The organism is Allobosea sp. UC22_33, assembly GCF_042700715.1.
GTDB lineage: Bacteria > Pseudomonadota > Alphaproteobacteria > Rhizobiales > Beijerinckiaceae > Allobosea.
The window spans coordinates 2,230,922-2,247,081 of record NZ_CP170556.1 but is presented as its reverse complement, the minus strand read 5'-3'; the positions used below and the strand labels follow the sequence as shown (position 1 = coordinate 2,247,081).

13 protein-coding genes and 1 tRNA gene are annotated in these 16,160 nt (G+C 67.0%); 5 read left to right on the top strand and 9 right to left on the bottom strand.

What is annotated here, in order from left to right; all coding sequences use genetic code 11:
- Window positions 1-158: 158 nt before the first annotated feature.
- Complete coding sequence (locus tag ACFJGT_RS10685; RefSeq protein WP_377848963.1) at window positions 159-1,214, top strand: sugar phosphate isomerase/epimerase family protein; 1,056 nt, start codon at window positions 159-161, stop codon at window positions 1,212-1,214.
- Between the two features lie 162 nt (window positions 1,215-1,376).
- On the opposite strand, the gene ACFJGT_RS10680 is transcribed toward ACFJGT_RS10685, so the two are convergent.
- The 4 genes from ACFJGT_RS10680 to ACFJGT_RS10665 are packed head-to-tail and all read right to left on the bottom strand — an operon-like array spanning window position 1,377 to window position 6,368.
- Entirely contained in the window at window positions 1,377-1,661 is a 285-nt protein-coding gene (locus ACFJGT_RS10680) for a hypothetical protein (RefSeq protein WP_377848489.1), read from the bottom strand.
- A gap of 17 nt (window positions 1,662-1,678) precedes the next feature.
- Window positions 1,679-1,945 (bottom strand): hypothetical protein, encoded by a 267-nt coding sequence (locus tag ACFJGT_RS10675; protein ID WP_377848488.1) that lies wholly within the window; start codon window positions 1,943-1,945, stop codon window positions 1,679-1,681.
- Window positions 1,946-2,005: 60 nt separating this feature from the next.
- Window positions 2,006-5,137, bottom strand: a complete 3,132-nt coding sequence (locus ACFJGT_RS10670; RefSeq protein WP_377848487.1) for an efflux RND transporter permease subunit — start codon at window positions 5,135-5,137, stop codon at window positions 2,006-2,008.
- A gap of 4 nt (window positions 5,138-5,141) precedes the next feature.
- Entirely contained in the window at window positions 5,142-6,368 is a 1,227-nt protein-coding gene (locus ACFJGT_RS10665; protein ID WP_377848486.1) for an efflux RND transporter periplasmic adaptor subunit, read from the bottom strand.
- Window positions 6,369-6,445: 77 nt separating this feature from the next.
- Here ACFJGT_RS10665 and ACFJGT_RS10660 point away from each other — a divergent pair, with 77 nt between their 5' ends.
- On the top strand, window positions 6,446-7,120 hold the full coding sequence (locus ACFJGT_RS10660; protein ID WP_377848485.1) for a TetR/AcrR family transcriptional regulator: 675 nt from the start codon (window positions 6,446-6,448) through the stop codon (window positions 7,118-7,120).
- 95 nt (window positions 7,121-7,215) lie between these two features.
- Here the strand turns inward: ACFJGT_RS10660 and ACFJGT_RS10655 are convergent.
- A tRNA-Gln gene (locus ACFJGT_RS10655) sits at window positions 7,216-7,289 on the bottom strand.
- A gap of 373 nt (window positions 7,290-7,662) precedes the next feature.
- Here ACFJGT_RS10655 and ACFJGT_RS10650 point away from each other — a divergent pair.
- On the top strand, window positions 7,663-8,775 hold the full coding sequence (locus ACFJGT_RS10650; RefSeq protein WP_377848484.1) for a M20 family metallopeptidase: 1,113 nt from the start codon (window positions 7,663-7,665) through the stop codon (window positions 8,773-8,775).
- Between the two features lie 84 nt (window positions 8,776-8,859).
- On the opposite strand, the gene accC is transcribed toward ACFJGT_RS10650, so the two are convergent.
- The 4 genes from accC to ACFJGT_RS10630 all read right to left on the bottom strand — a co-directional run bounded on the left by accC (window position 8,860) and on the right by ACFJGT_RS10630 (window position 12,174).
- A complete protein-coding gene (gene accC, locus ACFJGT_RS10645) occupies window positions 8,860-10,221 on the bottom strand; it encodes an acetyl-CoA carboxylase biotin carboxylase subunit (protein ID WP_377848483.1) in 1,362 nt (453 codons plus the stop codon).
- A 41-nt stretch (window positions 10,222-10,262) separates the two neighbouring features.
- Entirely contained in the window at window positions 10,263-10,718 is a 456-nt protein-coding gene (gene accB, locus ACFJGT_RS10640) for an acetyl-CoA carboxylase biotin carboxyl carrier protein (RefSeq protein WP_377848482.1), read from the bottom strand.
- A gap of 73 nt (window positions 10,719-10,791) precedes the next feature.
- The gene (gene aroQ / locus ACFJGT_RS10635) at window positions 10,792-11,247 is read right to left on the bottom strand and encodes a type II 3-dehydroquinate dehydratase (protein ID WP_377848481.1); all 456 of its coding nucleotides are present in this window, start codon (window positions 11,245-11,247) and stop codon (window positions 10,792-10,794) included.
- Between the two features lie 120 nt (window positions 11,248-11,367).
- Complete coding sequence (locus ACFJGT_RS10630; protein WP_377848480.1) at window positions 11,368-12,174, bottom strand: DsbA family protein; 807 nt, start codon at window positions 12,172-12,174, stop codon at window positions 11,368-11,370.
- Window positions 12,175-12,360: 186 nt separating this feature from the next.
- Between ACFJGT_RS10630 and ACFJGT_RS10625 the strand changes: the two genes are divergently transcribed.
- Together ACFJGT_RS10625 and ACFJGT_RS10620 are read left to right on the top strand one after the other, a co-directional pair.
- Window positions 12,361-13,551, top strand: coding sequence for a pyridoxal phosphate-dependent aminotransferase (locus tag ACFJGT_RS10625; RefSeq protein WP_377848479.1), 1,191 nt, complete (start codon window positions 12,361-12,363; stop codon window positions 13,549-13,551).
- An 88-nt stretch (window positions 13,552-13,639) separates the two neighbouring features.
- The gene (locus ACFJGT_RS10620; RefSeq protein ID WP_377848478.1) at window positions 13,640-15,952 is read left to right on the top strand and encodes a mechanosensitive ion channel family protein; all 2,313 of its coding nucleotides are present in this window, start codon (window positions 13,640-13,642) and stop codon (window positions 15,950-15,952) included.
- The last annotated feature ends 208 nt before the right edge of the window (window positions 15,953-16,160 follow it).

Here is a 16,160-nt window from a genome sequence, read left to right as displayed (position 1 = left end):
GTGCAGGCTAGGGGACGGTCTCGAAACGGCTCAAGACCGAACTTCAGCCTAATTCAGGCGGAAGATAATTTGAAGGCGAGGCGGAGATTGTACGGGCGCGATCTGGACGCCCGGCCGATCCCTGGGTGAAGCTGCGCAAAACCATGGAGGAACAGCCGATGCCGGCAACGATGCAGGGTCCTGCGATCTTTCTTGCCCAGTTCGCCGGTGACAAGGCGCCGTTCGACAGCTGGGCTGGCATCACGGCCTGGGCCGCCGGGCTCGGCTATCGCGGCGTGCAATTGCCCAGCGGCGACGCGCGCTTCTTCGATCTGGAGAAGGCGGCTGCATCACAGGATTACTGCGACGAGATCTCCGGCGTGGCCCGCGAGAACGGCATCGCGATCACCGAGCTGTCGACCCATCTGCAAGGCCAGCTCGTTGCGGTCCATCCGGCTTATGACGCCGCCTTCGATGTCTTCGCGCCGATGGAGGTTCGCGGCAGGCCGAAGGAGAGGCAAGCCTGGGCCGTCGAGCAGATGAAGCTGGCCGCGAAAGCCTCGCGTCGGCTCGGGCTGTCGGGCTCGGTCGGCTTCACCGGTGCCCTGGCCTGGCCCTTTCTCTATCCCTGGCCACAGCGGCCGGCCGGCCTCGTCGAGGAGACCTTCGGTGAATTGGCGCGGCGCTGGCGACCGATCCTCGATGCCTATGAGGAGGAGGGCGTCGATATCGGTTTCGAGATCCATCCGGGCGAGGATGTCTTCGACGGCGCGACCTTCGAATTGTTCCTCGATCGGCTCGGCGGGCACAGGCGCTGCCGGATCAACTACGATCCCTCGCATTTCCTGCTGCAGCAGCTCGATTATCTCGCCTTCATCGATATCTATCACGAGCGCATCAGCGCCTTCCATGTGAAGGATGCCGAGTTCCGGCCCGATGGCCGGCAGGGCGTCTATTCGGGGTTTTCGCCCTGGATCGGGAGGGCCGGACGCTTCCGCTCGCTCGGTGACGGGCAGGTCGATTTCAAGGCGATCTTCTCCAAGCTCGCTCAATACGGCTTCGCGGGCTGGGCCGTGCTCGAATGGGAATGCGCGCTGAAGCACCCGGAGGACGGCGCGCGCGAGGGCGCCCGCTTCATCGCCGACCACATCATCCGGGTGACGGAGACCGCCTTCGACGATTTCGCGGGTGGGGGCGATCCCGGGCTGGCGCGGCGGATGCTGGGGCTGTCGTAGCGAAGTAAGATTCGACGGAACCGCTCTTGTCATTGCGGGGCTTCGCGCAGCGAAGAACCCGGAACCCACGACTGGGTGAGCCCAGATAACGCGGCATGGAATGTCTCGCCCAGTGGTGGTTTCCGGGTTCGCGCCTACGGCGCGCCCCGGAATGACAACGGGCTAGGACAGGCGCCGGTCGAGCGTCTCGGCGATCCGTTCGACAAGCGCGGCATGGTCCGCCAGCAGGTCCTGCAACGGGCCGATCGGGCGGAAGGCGCGGGAATCCTGCGCTTCCTCGCCGTCGCTCTCCCACGCCTCGATCGCCTCATCGGCGGCCGCCAGCCAGGCTTCGAGCGAGGCGCCTGCGATCGACAGGCCGGCTTCCAGCGCAAGACGCTCGGCAATCCGCTGGCGCAGCGCGTCGCGGGCGGCACGGAGCGCGTCGAGTTCGTCGGTATAGCGCATGAAACGCAGCGCCCCGCTCAATGGACGGTGGCGAGGTCGTCGTCGTCCGGGTCGATCAGGCGGTCGAGGCCGAGCTGCTCGACGCCATCGGTGAACTCGGCGAAGGCGTCGGCATCGGTGGCGAAGGCGTCCTGCCAGACGGTCGAGCCGCCGTCCTCGTCGATGAGCTCGAGGGTCCAGCCGTCGGTGCCCTCGATCTTGTAGATTTCCACCCGCACGGTCAGGCCGTCATGGGTGAAAGACTGCGACAGGGGCGAACGAATGATGTCGGGGAAGTCAGTCATGACACCAGTCTAACAGTTTCGTCGGAAGGGCGCAGCCGTCGCCGGCCGCGCCCCGCCCATTCACTCGGCGGAGGTCGCGGGGGCGGGCTCCGTGCGGCGCAGGCGCCGGACGAGGCGCACGACGCCGACATAGAGCAGCGGCACGAAGAAGACGCCGATCACGGTGGCGGCGATCATGCCGCCCATCACGCCGATGCCGATCGCGTTCTGGCTGCCCGAGCCCGCGCCGGTCGCGACCGCGAGCGGCGTCACGCCCAGCACGAAGGCGAGAGAGGTCATCAGGATCGGCCGCAGGCGCTGGCGGGCCGCTTCCAGCGTCGCCTCGACCAGGCCCTTGCCATGAGCCTCCTGCTCGATCGCGAACTCGACGATCAGGATCGCGTTCTTGGCCGCGAGGCCGATCGTCGTCAGCAGGCCGACCTTGAAATAGACGTCGTTGGTCTGGCCGAAGAGCGTCGCCGCGAGCAGCGCGCCGAAGATGCCGATCGGCACCGAGAGCATGACCGCGAAGGGAATCGCCCAGCTCTCGTAGAGCGCCGCGAGGCAGAGGAAGACGACCAGCATCGAGAGGGCGTAGAGCGCCACCGCCTGGCTGCCGGAGAGACGCTCCTGGAAGGACAGGCCGGTCCATTCATGGCCGAAGCCGGTCGGCAGCTGCGTCACCAGGCGGTCGATCTCGTCCATCGCCGCGCCGGAGCTGACGCCGGCTGCCGCCGCACCCTGCATCTGGACGGCGGCCGCGCCGTTATAGCGCTCCAGCCGCGGCGAGCCGTAGGTCCAGCGCCCGGAGGAGAAGGCCGAGAACGGCACCATCTCGCCGCCCTGGTTGCGGACATACCAGCGCCCGATATCGCCGGGCTGCATGCGGAAGGGCGCGTCAGCCTGGACATAGACGGACTTCACCCGGCCGCGGTCGATGAAGTCGTTGACATAGGCCGAGCCCCAGGCGGTCGACAGCGTGTTGTTGATCGCCGCCAGCGGCAGGGTCAGAGCGCTAGCCTTCTCCTGGTCGATCTCGACGGCGTATTGCGGCGTATCCTCCTGGCCGTTCGGCCGCGTGCCTGTGAGCTGCTTGCTCTGCGCCGCGAGGCCGAGCAACTGGTTGCGGACCTCCATCAGGCGGGTATGGCCGGCGCCGGCGATGTCCTGCAGGTAGAAATCGAAGCCTGCGGTATTGCCGAAGCCCTGGATCGCCGGCGGGGCCAGCGCGTAGACCGTGCCGTCCTTGATGCCACGGAAGGCACCCATGGCGCGGCCGGCGATGGCCTGGGCCGTCGCCTGCTTGCCGGAGCGCTCGGCGAACGGCTTGAGGCGCACGAAGGCGAGGCCGACATTCTGGCCCTGGCCACCGAAGCCGAATCCCGCGACGGTGAGCACGCCCTCGACGAGGTCCTTCTCCTTCTCGAGATAGTGCTTCTGCACCTGGTCGAGCACGCGCAGCGTCCGGTCCTGCGTCGCGCCGACGGGCAATTGCACGCTGGTCAGCAGGATGCCCTGATCCTCGTCGGGCAGGAAGGACGAGGGCATGCGGGCGAAGAGCCAGGCCATGCCGCCGCTGATCAGCAGGAAGACGAGCAGGAAGCGCAGCGGCCGTCCGATCATGCCAGCGACGCCGGAGCGATAGCCGTTGGTGGTGCGCTCGAAATTGCGGTTGAACCAGCCGAAGAAGCCCTTGCGCGGGCCATGATCGCCGACCGGCTTCAGCAGCGTCGCGCAAAGCGCCGGCGTCAGCACCAGCGCGACGACGACGGAGAGCGCCATCGCGGTCACGATCGTCACCGAGAACTGCCGGTAGATCACGCCGACCGAGCCGCCGAAGAAGGCCATCGGCACGAACACGGCCGAGAGCACGGTCGCGATGCCGACCAGCGCGCCGGTGATCTCGCCCATCGACTTGATCGTCGCTTCCTTGGGCGAGAGCTTCTCCTCCTGCATCACGCGCTCGACATTCTCGACCACGACGATGGCGTCGTCGACGAGCAGGCCGATGGCGAGCACCATCGCGAACATGGTCAGCGTGTTGATCGAGTAGCCGGCCAGCGCCAGCACGCCGAAGGTGCCGAGCAGCACGACCGGCACCGCCAGCATCGGGATGAAGGTCGCGCGCAGGTTCTGCAGGAAGACGTACATCACGATGAAGACGAGGATGATCGCCTCGAACAGCGTGTGGACGACCTTCTCGATCGAGAGCGTCACGAAGGGCGTGGTGTCGTAGGGATAGGTCACCTCGACGCCTTCCGGCAGCGTCTGCTTCAGGCGCTCGATCGTCGCGGTCACCGCCTTGGCGGTGTCGATCGCGTTGGCGCCGGTGGCGAGGCTCACGGCGAGGCCGGTCGTCGGCTTGCCGTTGTAGAACGAGACGGTGTCGTAGCTCTTGGCGCCGAGCTCGACACGGGCGACGTCGTTCAGCCGGACGATCGAGCCGGAAGCGCCGCTCTTGAGAATGATGTTCTCGAATTGCGCGACCGTCTGGAGTCGCGAGAGCGCGGTGACGGTGGCGTTGAGCTGCTGGCCGCCGACCTGGGGCAGGCCGCCGAGCTGGCCGGCCGACACCTGTGTGTTCTGCGCCTCGACCGCGACGGCGATGTCGCTCGGCATCAGCGCGTATTTCCGCAGCTTGTCGGGGTCGAGCCAGATGCGCATGGCGTAGCCGGCGCCGAAGAGCTGGGTCGTGCCGACGCCTTCGACGCGCTTCAGCGTGTCGTTGAGGGTCGAATCGACATAGTCGGCGAGGTCGGTGGTCGACATCCGCCCGTCCTTCGAGACGAAGGCGACGACCATCAGGAAGCCGGTGGAGGCCTTGGCGACCGAGATGCCGGTGCTCTGCACCACGGAGGGCAATTGCCGGGTGACGAGCTGCAGCTTGTTCTGCACCTGCATCTGCGCGACGTCGGGGTCGGCCTGGCTGTTGAAGGTCAGCGTGATCTGGGCGTTGCCGGTCGAGGTCGAGGTCGCCGTCATGTATTGCAGGTTGTCGAGGCCGGTCATGCCCTGCTCGATGACCTTGGTCACCGAGTTCTCGACGGTCTGCGCGTCGGCGCCGGGATAGTTGGCGCTGATCTGGACGGTCGTCGGCGCGATCTGCGGATATTGCGAGATCGGCAGCGTGCGTAGGGCCAGAAGCCCCGCCAGCATGATGACGATGGCGACGACCCAGGCGAAGATCGGCCTTTCGATGAAGAAGCGCGACATGGCGTCAGTTCTTCGCCGTGTTGCCGTCGGCCGGCAATTCGGCCCGGCGGTTGGCGGATTTCAGCTCGCCGGTGGCTTCGTCGACGCTGACCTCGTTTACGGTCACGGTCTGGCCGGGCCGCACGAGCTGGCCGCCCTCGACGATGATGCGCTCGCCATCCTTGACGCCGCTGTCGACCAGCCAGTTGTTGCCGATATTGCGGCGGGTCACGAGCACGCGCTCCTCGACCTTGCCCTCGGCCGAGACGAACTTGGCGGTCGCCTCGCCCTTGGTGTTGCGGCTAACGGCGCGCTGCGGCAGCAGGAAATTGTTCTCGGCGATGCCTTCCTGGATCACCGCGCGGACGAACATGCCGGGCAGCAGCAGCCGCTCCGGATTGGGGAATTCGGCGCGGACAGTGAAGGTGCCGGTGGTCTCGTCGATATTGGCCTCGGCGAATTCGAGCTTGCCGGATTGCGCATAGGCGTCGCCGGTATCGAGCTTGAGCTTCACCGCGACATTGGGGCCGGTGAATTTCAGCCGGCCCGAGGCGATGTCGTTGCGGAATTTCAGCAGGTTGGTGCTCGACTGGGTGACGTCGACATTGATCGGGTCGAGCTTGCGGATCGTCGTCAGGATCGCCGCCTGGTTGGCGGTGACGAGGGCTCCTTGCGTCAGCGCCGACTTGTCGATGCGCCCGTCGATCGGCGCGGTGACCTTGGTATAGGCCAGATTGATCTTGGCCGCCTCGACATTGGCCTTGGCGGCCGCGACATCGGCCTGGGCCTGGCCGAGCGTGGCAGCGGCGTCGTCGGCATCCTGCTTGCTGCCGGCATTGCGCTGGAGCAGTTCGCGATAGCGGTCGGCGCGCACCTGCGCATTGGCGACGGCGGCCTCGGCCTTGTGCTGGGCGGCGACGGCGCTGTCGAGGGCGGCCTGATAGGGCGAAGGGTCGATCTCGTAGAGCACGTCCCCGGCCTTGACCTCGCTGCCTTCGCGGAACAGCCGCGCCTTGATGATGCCGTTCACCTGCGGCCGGATCTCGGCGATCAGGCTCGCCGACACGCGCCCCGGCAATTCCGCCGTGATCGCGACCGGCTGCGGATGCAGCGAGACGACGCTGACCTGGAGCTGCGGCTGCGGCGGAGGTGCGGCCGCCTTCTCGGAGTTGCAGGCGGCCAGCAGCGCTGCCAGCAGCAACGCGCTCGGCAGGGCGTGGCGGGAAGAGGAAGGGGCGCGCTCGGCCGGCATGCGGGCTCTCTTTTTGGAAACTGAAGGGTTTCTTATCTCTTGATTTCCGATACTGTCAAACTGAAGAATGCGGCGTGATGACGAACACGATCAAGAAAAGCAGCGAAACGGGCGAAAACGCGCCGCAGCATCGGACGCGCGGGCGCCCCAAGACGCGTTCCGATGCGGCTGAGCGCCAGCGGATCGTGCGTTCGGCGCGCGACCTGTTCCTCGACGTCGGCTATGGCGGCACGACGATGGATGCGGTCGCGGCGCGCTGCGGCGTCTCCAAGCGAACGCTCTACCAGCTGTTTCCCGCGAAGACCGACTTGTTCCGCGTGATGGTGGCCGATCACCGGCGCTCGATGCTGGCGCTGCCGCGCCCCGCTGGCGAGGATCTGCCGCTACCGGAGGCGCTCGCCACGATCTTCCGGCTCGACATCGACGAAATCGACAATCGCGATCGGCTGGCTTTCGTCAGGCTCGTCCTGGCCGATTCCGACAGGTTCAGCGAGATCGGCGAACTGATCGAGCAGGAAGGCGCCGAGCCGGCGCGACGGCTTCTCGCTGATTGGCTTTCCGCTCAGCAGGCACGCGGTGCGCTCCGCGCCTTCCCGGCCGATGCGCTGGCTCGGATGCTGATGGACATGATCTTCTCGGTGCTGATCAAGCGCTTCCCCGGCGACCGGCTGCTGACGGTCGAGGAACGGGCCCGGCATGCGCGGCTGTGCCTGGAGGTGTTCCTGGAGGGGGCTGCTGAGAAGACTGTGTGACTGGAGCGCATCGGCGGCCGAAAGAAGGCACGCAGGATTGCGTCTCAAGAATGTCCGCGAACGATGGTTTTTGGATGGGCTGGGCCACTGAGGAGTGGCTGGGGGACTAGGATTCGAACCTAGACAACCAGAGTCAGAGTCTGGGGTCCTACCGTTAGACGATCCCCCAACGACAGGGCGCTTGGTGCCGCGCCGCGTTGGTGAGCGGGGGTCTAATCAATGCGATCCGGCTTGGCAAGAGCAGAATTCACCGTCGATGCGAAACGCTTCACAGAAACGTCGTCATCCGCTCGCCGCCGTCCGCCCCCATCCGCAGGCCGCCTGAACCTTTTCAGCTTCGACGCCTGAAAGGAGGCTTGCGCGAGGGTGAAAGGAACCGCAGGTGCTCGCACAGGCCGTGCAGATGAGAGAGGGCGCCGTCGTATGACCTCCGCTCGTGCGCCGCAAAGCGATGCCGGGAGGCTCGGCTTGCACCTCCGGCCTGTGCGCGACGCATGCGAGCCGTCTTGCGCGCCAGGGGCTTCTTCAGGGAACATCACGCCATGAATCAGCAAGAAGCCGCCGCCGCGCTCTCCGTCTGGGTTGCGCTCGAAAGTCCCACCAGCCATCCCGCGGGCGTGAGCGGCATGATGGACCTCGTGCAGAAGGACGTCGCAGGACTGCCGATCGCGGTCGAGCGTATTCCTGGCCGCGACGGACTCGGCGACATGGTGATGCTGCGTGCCGGGCTCGACAACGGCCAGCCTGCCGTCGCGGTGATGTCGCATCTCGACACGGTGCACCCGGTCGGCACCAGCGCCAAGGACTTGCCGGTCAGGATCGATGGCGACCGGCTCTACGGCCCCGGCGTCTACGACATGAAAGGTGGCGCCTGGCTCGCCCTGCAGGCCTTCAAGCAGGTCGCTGTGGCGGGCTCGGCCAAGCGGCCGATGGTCTTCCTGTTCACGCCTGACGAGGAGATCGGCTCGCCGACCAGCCGGGCCGTGATCGAGGAGATCGGCCGCGGCGCGAAGGCCGTGCTCGTCACCGAGCCGGCGCGCTCCGGCGGCAAGATCGTCACGGCCCGCAAGGGCGTCGGCCGCTTCGACGTCAGGCTCGAAGGCCGTCCGGCCCATGCCGGCGGCAAGCATGCCGATGGTCGCAGCGCCATTCGCGAGGCCGCGCACCAGATCCTCGCCGTCGAGGGCATGACCGACTATGCGCGTGGCATCACGACCTGCGTCGCGCTGGTCGGCGGCGGCACGGCGGCGAACGTCATCCCGCAGCATGCCTGGTTCAGCGTCGATTGCCGCGTCACCACGCTCGCCGACGGAACGATGATGGAGAACCGCATCCTCAGCCTGAAGCCGCATGACCCAGATGTCGCCTTGCGCATCACCGGCGGCATGAACCGGCCGCCCTACGAGAAGTCGGCGGAAGTCGCGGAGCTGTTCGACCTCGCGCGCAAGGTCGCGGCCGATGTCGGCTTCGACCTGCAGGACTGCCCGATGACCGGCGGTGGCTCGGACGGCAATTTCACCGCCGCACTCGGCGTACCCACCCTCGACGGGCTCGGCATCGATGGCGACGGCGCGCATACCCTGCAGGAATACGGGCTGATCTCCTCGATCGCGCCACGTCAGGCGCTGATGAAGGGCCTGCTGGAAACGATCTGAGCGCGAACCGCTCGTCTGACGGCGGACAAGAAAAAAGCCCCTCGCGACGCGAGGGGCTTTTCATTCCGAGAGCTGTCCGAAGCCTCAGGCTTCCGGTTCGCCCATGCCGCCGGCGGCGAGGAATTTCTCGAGCCAGTGGATGTTGTAGTCGCCGTTGAGGATGTCCGGGTTGCGCACCAGCGTGCGGAACAGCGGCAGCGTCGTGTCGACGCCGTCGACGACGAACTCGTCGAGCGAACGGCGCAGGCGCATCAGGCATTCGTCGCGGTTGCGGCCATGAACGATCAGCTTGCCCACCAGCGAGTTGTAATGCGGCGGGATCGTGTAGCCTTGGTAGGCTGCGGAATCGACACGCACGCCGAGCCCGCCCGGGGTGTGGAACGAGGCGATTTTGCCGGGCGAGGGGCGGAAGGTCGCGTGATGCTCGGCATTGACCCGGCACTCGATGGCATGGCCCTCGACGACGATGTCGGACTGCTTGAGCGAGAGCGGGGCGCCGGCGGCGATGCGGATCTGCTCGTTGACGAGATCGATCCCGGTGATCATCTCGGTCACGGGATGCTCGACCTGGATGCGGGTGTTCATCTCGATGAAGTAGAACTCACCGTCCTCATAGAGGAACTCGATCGTGCCGGCGCCGCGATATTGCAGTTCGCGCATCGCCTTGGCGCAGATCTCGCCGATCCGGTCGCGCTCGCCGGCGTTCAGAGCGGGCGAGGGGCCTTCCTCCCAGACCTTCTGGTGGCGGCGCTGCAGCGAGCAGTCGCGCTCGCCGAGATGGATGGCGTTGCCGTGGCCGTCGCCGAGCACCTGGATCTCGATATGGCGCGGCTTCTCGAGATATTTCTCGATATAGACTGCGTCATCGCCGAAATTGGCCTTGGCCTCGCTGCGGGCCGTCGCGAGCAGGACGGCGATTTCGTCCTCGTTGCGAACCACCTTCATGCCCTTGCCGCCACCGCCGGAGGCGGCCTTGATGATCACGGGCAGGCCGATCTCGCGGATGATGCGCAGCGCCTCGGCCTCGTCGGCGACGCCGCCCTCGGAGCCCGGCACGCAGGGGATGCCGAGGCGCTTGGCGGTGCGCTTGGCCTCGATCTTGTCGCCCATCGAGCGGATATGCTCGGCCTTGGGGCCGATGAAGGTGATGTTGTGCCTGTCCAGGATATCGGCGAAGCGGGCGTTCTCGGAGAGGAAGCCGTAGCCGGGATGGACCGCATCGGCGCCGGTGATCTCGCAGGCGGCGATCAGGGCGGGAATGTTGAGATAGCTCTCGCGGGCCGGCGGCGGCCCGATGCAGACGCTTTCGTCGGCGAGGCGCACATGCATGGCGTTGGCATCGGCCGTGGAATGCACCGCGACGGTCGCGATGCCGAGCTCCTTGGCGGCGCGCAGCACGCGCAGCGCGATCTCTCCACGATTGGCGATCAGGATCTTGTCGAACATCTTGAAACCCAAGTCGGACCCGGCGGCGCGCGGCGCCACGCTCACTCGATCACCAGCAGCGGCTCGCCGTATTCCACCGGCTGGCCGTCCTCGACCATGATGGCCGTGACCTTGCCGGCGCGGGGCGCGACGATGTCGTTGAAGGTCTTCATCGCCTCGACGAGCAGGATGCGCTCACCCTGCTTCACGACGCTGCCGATCTCGACGAAGGGCTTGGCATCGGGCGAAGGACGGCGATAGGCGGTGCCGACCATCGGGGAGGGCACGGCGCCGGGATGGGCGGCGGTGGGCTTGGCCTCGACCGGCGCGGCGGCTGCGACCGGGGCCGGCATCGCCATCATCGGGGCGGCGGGGACCTGAACGGTCGCCGAGATGTTGCGGGCGACGCGAACGCGCAGATCGCCCTTCTCGACCTCGATCTCGGTGAGATCGGTCTGGTTCAGGAGCTCGGCGAGCTCGCGGACAAGTTCGGGGTCGATCGGGCTCTTGGTCGCCATGGCGGATATCACCGTCTTCTTCGGATATTCGGATGGAGGCGACGATTTCAGCCGCGCTCCCGTTCAAACAGGTTCAGGCGGCTTTCGCCGCCCGCTTTTCCAGCAGCGGCACGATCGCATCGAGCGCCAGGTCATAGCTGGCGACGCCGAAGCCGCAGATCACGCCGATGCAGACCGGCGCCATATAGGAATGGTGCCGGAATTCCTCGCGCGCATGCACGTTGGAGATATGGACCTCGATCGCCAGCGCATCGACGCCCTTGATGGCGTCGCGCAGGGCCACCGAGGTGTGGGTATAGGCGCCCGCGTTGATGATGACGCCGGCGCCGGCCAAACCCGCCTGCTGGATGAAGGTGACGAGTTCGCCTTCGAAATTGGTCTGGCGGAAGGTCAGTTCCACGCCCGCCGCCTCGGCCTTGCGGCGCAACCGCTCCTCGACGCCGGCCAGCGTGACCGCGCCATAGGTTCCGGGCTCGCGGGTTCCGAGCAGGTTGAGATTGGGTCCGTTCAGGACGTGGACGGCGACCATCGAGGGCGTTCATTCCGGCACCGCGCGCGGGCGGCAGGAGCCGCCCTCATAAACGCTGAAGGCCGGCAGGGGAAGCCTGAAGCGCCCTGCCGGCCCATCGGATCGTGTTGAAACGGCTGATCAGCCGGCGCAGTCGGTCTTGCCGCAGCGGCGAACGGAATCGATCTTCGCCTTGAGGGCGGCCTGGCCGACCGCGCCGAAGACGATCTCGTCGCCGATGATGAAGGCGGGCGTGCCGGTGAGGCCGAGGCGATCGCCGAGCGCGACGGTATCCGCGATCGCGGCCTTGGTGGCGGGGGCCTCCATGTCCTTCTTCAGCTGGGCCACGTCGGCGCCGGCTTCCTTGGCGATGTCGAGCGCCTTGGCGGCGTTGACCTTGCCCTTCACGGCCATCAGCTTGTTGTGGAACTCGAAATATTTCGCGCCCTGGAGCTGGTTCTTGGCGGCGACGGCGACGCGGCTGGCCTCGACCGAATCAGGGCCGAGGATCGGGAAGTCCTTGAGCACGACGCGCAGCTTCGGATCGGCCTTGGAGAGCGCGGTCACGTCCTCCATCGCCCTTTTGCAGTAGCCGCAATTGTAATCCATGAATTCGACGAGGGTGATGTCGCCGTCGGGGTTGCCGATGATGACCGAGGTCGCGGGATCGGTGATGCGTGCCTTCTCGGCCGCGACCGCGCTGCGCTGGGCATCGGCCTGAGCGACCGTGTTGCGGCGCTCCAGCTCGATCAGGGCGTCCTGGATGATCTCGGGATTCTTCAGGATGGTTTCGCGGATCAGGTCGGTCACCGCCTTGCGCTGCTCGGGCGAGAGCGGCTGGCCCTGCGCCATGGCCGGCGCAGCGGAAGCCGCGAGCCAGAGGCTCAGCACGACGGCGGCTGGCCGCAGGCAGGCACGCGCCAGGCTGGTGAGGGTCGGGAAAGCCATCTCGTCATCCTTTTCAAAACCGCCGGGCGGTAAACCGCGACCGAAGCGGCGCTTCCAGCCGCGAGCTTGTGGGTGTTCGGGGTGCCAAGGTCAAATCACAGCTCTGCCACCGGATGCGGCCGATGGTTGCAGGCGAGGGCGGCGTCAGCTACGCGGGCGGGCCGCCTCGCGAACCCGGACAAGCCGATGTCGAAGCCCCTGATTGCGCCCGCCGCCTTGCCCGCTCTCGCCGAGCGAGCCGAGCGCGTCGCCCCCTTCATCGTCATGGACGTGATGAACCAGGCGGCGGCCATCGAACGCCGCGGCGGCTCGGTCGTGCATATGGAGGTCGGCCAGCCCTCGGCGCCGACGCCGGCCTCGATCCGCGCCGCAGCGGGCCGCGCGCTGGAGCACGGCCGGATCGGATACACGCAGGCACTCGGCACGGATTCGCTGAGGGAACGCATCGCGCGCCATTATCGGGATGCTTATGGCGTGGAGGTGGCGGCCGAGCGCGTCGTCGTGACGACGGGCTCGTCGGGCGGCTTCATCCTGGCCTTCCTCGCCTGTTTCCAGCCGGGCGCGCGGATCGCGATCACGGCGCCGGGCTATCCGGCCTATCGCAACATCCTGATCGCGCTCGGGCTGGAACCCGTCGCGATCGAGGTCGGCCCCGAGACGCGCTTCGCCCTGACGCCCGATCTGATCGAGCGCGCCCATCGCGAAAAGCCGCTCGCCGGCGTGCTGACCATGAGCCCGGCCAACCCGACCGGCGTGGTGATGACGCCCGAGGCGATCGCCGATGTCGCCGCCTGCTGCCGCAGGCTCGGGCTCTGGTACATCTCGGACGAAATCTATCACGGCCTGACCTACGAGACCCCGGCGACGACGGCGCTCACCGCCGATCCGGACGCGATCGTCGTCAACTCCTTCTCCAAGTATTACTGCATGACCGGCTGGCGCGTCGGCTGGCTCGTCGTGCCGCAGCGTCTGGTGCGCACGATCGAGCGCCTGCAGCAGAATTTCTCGATCTCGGTGCCTTATCTCAGCCAAGTGGCGGGCGAGGCGGCTTTCGATGCCACCGAAGAATGCGAGGCGATCAAGGCGGGCTATGCCGCCAATCGCGCCTTTCTGCTCAAGGCCCTGCCGGAGATCGGCCTCGGCGATTTCCTGCCCGTCGACGGCGCCTTCTACATCTATCTCGACATCGGCCGATACTCGAACGATTCCATGACCTTCTGCCGCAGCGTGCTCGAGGAAGCCGGCGTCGCGATCACGCCCGGGCTCGATTTCGACGAGGCGCGCGGCGCCCGCACAATCAGGCTCTCCTTCGCCGGTTCGCTCGGTGAATGCGAGGAGGCGGTCACGCGGATAGGCAACTGGATGAAGAAGCGCTGACCAAACGGCTTCTGCGTCACGCGAACTGCTTGCCAGAATTCGCGGAATCCCAGCATGCTGTCGTCGTGGGATAGCGCGGAGATTTGCCATGAACGTCGCAGCACCGGACGCATTCGTCCCGCGGCGAAGCGCTGCCCGGCCGGCCATGCTCTTCGGCTGGTTGATGCTCGCCTTCGCGTGCCTCTCGCCGGTCACGACCGCGATGGCCGAGGACCAATCCTCCGTGGTCCTCAACCTGCGCGGCGATGAGACGCCGGAGACCATCCGCCGGATGGTCGATGCCCTGTCGGCGCCGGGCCGGCAGGTCGAGATCCGGGTTGGCGGCACAGCTGCCGCAGCGCCCGCTCCTGCGGCGCCGGCGGAGCCTGCCACGAAGACCAAGGCCGTTGCCGCACAACCCGCGCCTGCCCTGTCGATGGCAGAGGAGGAGGGCTTTCAGGCAGAGGTCAACGCCCTCGTCGACCGTTTCATCGACGGCGTCGAGTATGGCGGCACCTCGATTCCCGCGATAAGCGAGTTGCCGGATAACTGGGGCCGGGTCTGGCTGCGCAATCTCAATGGCCGCGAAGGCCCGACTGCCGGCTGGCGCGTGTTCGGGATCGTCTGCCTCGCACTCGCTGTTGCTCTGGTCTTCCGTCTCGCCAGCGCCCGCTGGTTCGCGCGCAAGATGCAGCCTGCGGGGCCGGAATTCACGCCGCGTCTCGTCGCCTCGTCCTGGGGGCTGTTGCAGGATGTCGCGACCATCCTGCTCGCTCTGGCCGTGGCGAGGATCGCCCGCAACGCCTGGCTGCCGGAGAACGATCTCGCCAATATCGCGCTGACGACAGGCGCCAATGGCGCAGCGATCGGCGCGCTCTATATCGCCGTCGGTCGCTTCCTGACCGCCCCCGGTGCGCCGGACCGGCGGATCATGCCACTGCCGCGCGCGGAGGTGCATTTCCGGCGGCTCGTCGTCTACGCGATCCTGACGCCGCTGATCGTGTCCGGCATCCTGCTCGCCCATCACGTCAGTGCAGGTCCGCGACCCGTGACCGGGCTGATCGCGCTGACCGGACTTCTCATCACGCTGTTCAAGATCTGGTGGTTCCATGATGCGCGGCACGATCTTGCGGCGCTGGTCCTCTCGGGCTCCGTCGAGCCCGGTCCGATCCGGCGGCTGATCGCGACCGGAACGGCCTGGTTCTATATCGCGACGACGGTCCTGTTGTGGATGGTCAGCAGCGCGGCCGCGATGATGTCGAACGGCGGACGCTGGGCAGAAGCCGCGGCGGTGACGCAGGTGGCTATCGTCCTGATCCCGATCCTTGCCGTCGGCATCGCCAGCCTCCTGCGCTGCCATGCGATGCGGCACGAAGAGGAACATGGCGCCACGCCGATGCGGCGCGCCGGCGGCGCGGCCTTGCGGGCGGCGGCCGTCGGGGCGCTGTGGGCGGCGGGGTTCTTCGTGCTGGCGCGGCTCTGGGCCGGGCTCCTGCTCGGCGTGAGCTCGGCGCAATTCGCCGCCGTGATGCGCCAGACGGTCGGCGTCGCGATCTTCGCCTTTGCCGGCTGGGTGGCGCTCGTCTTCCTGCATGCCTTCTTCGACGCCTACACGCCGCGGCGGCGCGTCGTCGGCCCCGGCGACGAGGACGTTGCGCATGAGGAGGACGTGCCGAGCCGGCTGGCGACGGTGCTGCCGGTACTGCGCGGCGTCGTTCTGGGCACCGTGCTCGGCCTCACCATCCTCATCGTTCTGGCGCGGCTCGGCGTCGATATCGGGCCGCTGCTTGCCGGCTTCGGCATTCTCGGCCTCGCGATCTCCTTCGGCTCGCAGGCGCTGGTGCGCGATATCGTCTCCGGCCTGTTCTTCATGCTGGAGGATGCCTTCCGCGTCGGCGAATACGTCGATACCGGCCGGCTCAAGGGCACGGTCGAGAAGATCTCGCTGCGCTCCATGCAATTGCGCCACCAGAGCGGCCAGATCCACACCGTACCCTTCGGCCAGGTGCAGTCGCTGACCAATGCGAGCCGCGACTGGGCAACGATCAAGTTCAACGTGCGCCTCGATCATTCCGCCGATATCGAGCAGGCGCGCAAGGCGATCAAGAAGACCGGCATCGCCTTGCAGGAGGATCCGGAATTCGGGCCGCATTTCATCGCTCCGCTGAAGATGCAGGGCGTCGCCGACATCACCGACAGTGCCATCGTGATCAGGCTGAAATTCACCGCAAAGCCGAACCAGGCCTCGATGCTCCAGCGCGAGGCGCTGAAGCGGGTCTATCGCGCCTTCAATGACGCGCATGTACCCTTCGCCTCGAACGCCGTCACGGTGCGCGGCGGCGAGGGGGGCTCGCAGAGCCAGGCCGCCGCCGCGATCTCGACCGTGCCGCCGCCGTCCCCGCTGGCGCCGGCTGCGGGGTGAAGCGGGTCAATCGCCGCCACCGGCTGCTCGATCGGGCAGATGGCTTCAGGCTAAGGCTTGCCTTTCTGGAAGCTGTCCCAGATGACCATGCGCTCGCGATTGCGTGGCGGCGGCATGAGGCCCTTCCGGAGCGAGACATCTGTCGACAGCACGATCCTGACCGGATCGTCGGGCGCTGAAAAGGGAAAAGCCCGCTGCGGATTGCAGC

Bases quoted from the DNA above. Each gene is read 5' to 3' on its own strand.
- ACFJGT_RS10685 (WP_377848963.1), top strand. From the start codon at position 159: ATGCCGGCAACGATGCAGGGTCCTGCGATCTTTCTTGCCCAGTTCGCC.
- ACFJGT_RS10680 (WP_377848489.1), bottom strand. From the start codon at position 1,661: ATGCGCTATACCGACGAACTCGACGCGCTCCGTGCCGCCCGCGACGCG.
- ACFJGT_RS10675 (WP_377848488.1), bottom strand. From the start codon at position 1,945: ATGACTGACTTCCCCGACATCATTCGTTCGCCCCTGTCGCAGTCTTTC.
- ACFJGT_RS10670 (WP_377848487.1), bottom strand. From the start codon at position 5,137: ATGTCGCGCTTCTTCATCGAAAGGCCGATCTTCGCCTGGGTCGTCGCC.
- ACFJGT_RS10665 (WP_377848486.1), bottom strand. From the start codon at position 6,368: ATGCCGGCCGAGCGCGCCCCTTCCTCTTCCCGCCACGCCCTGCCGAGC.
- ACFJGT_RS10660 (WP_377848485.1), top strand. From the start codon at position 6,446: ATGACGAACACGATCAAGAAAAGCAGCGAAACGGGCGAAAACGCGCCG.
- ACFJGT_RS10650 (WP_377848484.1), top strand. From the start codon at position 7,663: ATGAATCAGCAAGAAGCCGCCGCCGCGCTCTCCGTCTGGGTTGCGCTC.
- accC (WP_377848483.1), bottom strand. From the start codon at position 10,221: ATGTTCGACAAGATCCTGATCGCCAATCGTGGAGAGATCGCGCTGCGC.
- accB (WP_377848482.1), bottom strand. From the start codon at position 10,718: ATGGCGACCAAGAGCCCGATCGACCCCGAACTTGTCCGCGAGCTCGCC.
- aroQ (WP_377848481.1), bottom strand. From the start codon at position 11,247: ATGGTCGCCGTCCACGTCCTGAACGGACCCAATCTCAACCTGCTCGGA.
- ACFJGT_RS10630 (WP_377848480.1), bottom strand. From the start codon at position 12,174: ATGGCTTTCCCGACCCTCACCAGCCTGGCGCGTGCCTGCCTGCGGCCA.
- ACFJGT_RS10625 (WP_377848479.1), top strand. From the start codon at position 12,361: ATGTCGAAGCCCCTGATTGCGCCCGCCGCCTTGCCCGCTCTCGCCGAG.
- ACFJGT_RS10620 (WP_377848478.1), top strand. From the start codon at position 13,640: ATGAACGTCGCAGCACCGGACGCATTCGTCCCGCGGCGAAGCGCTGCC.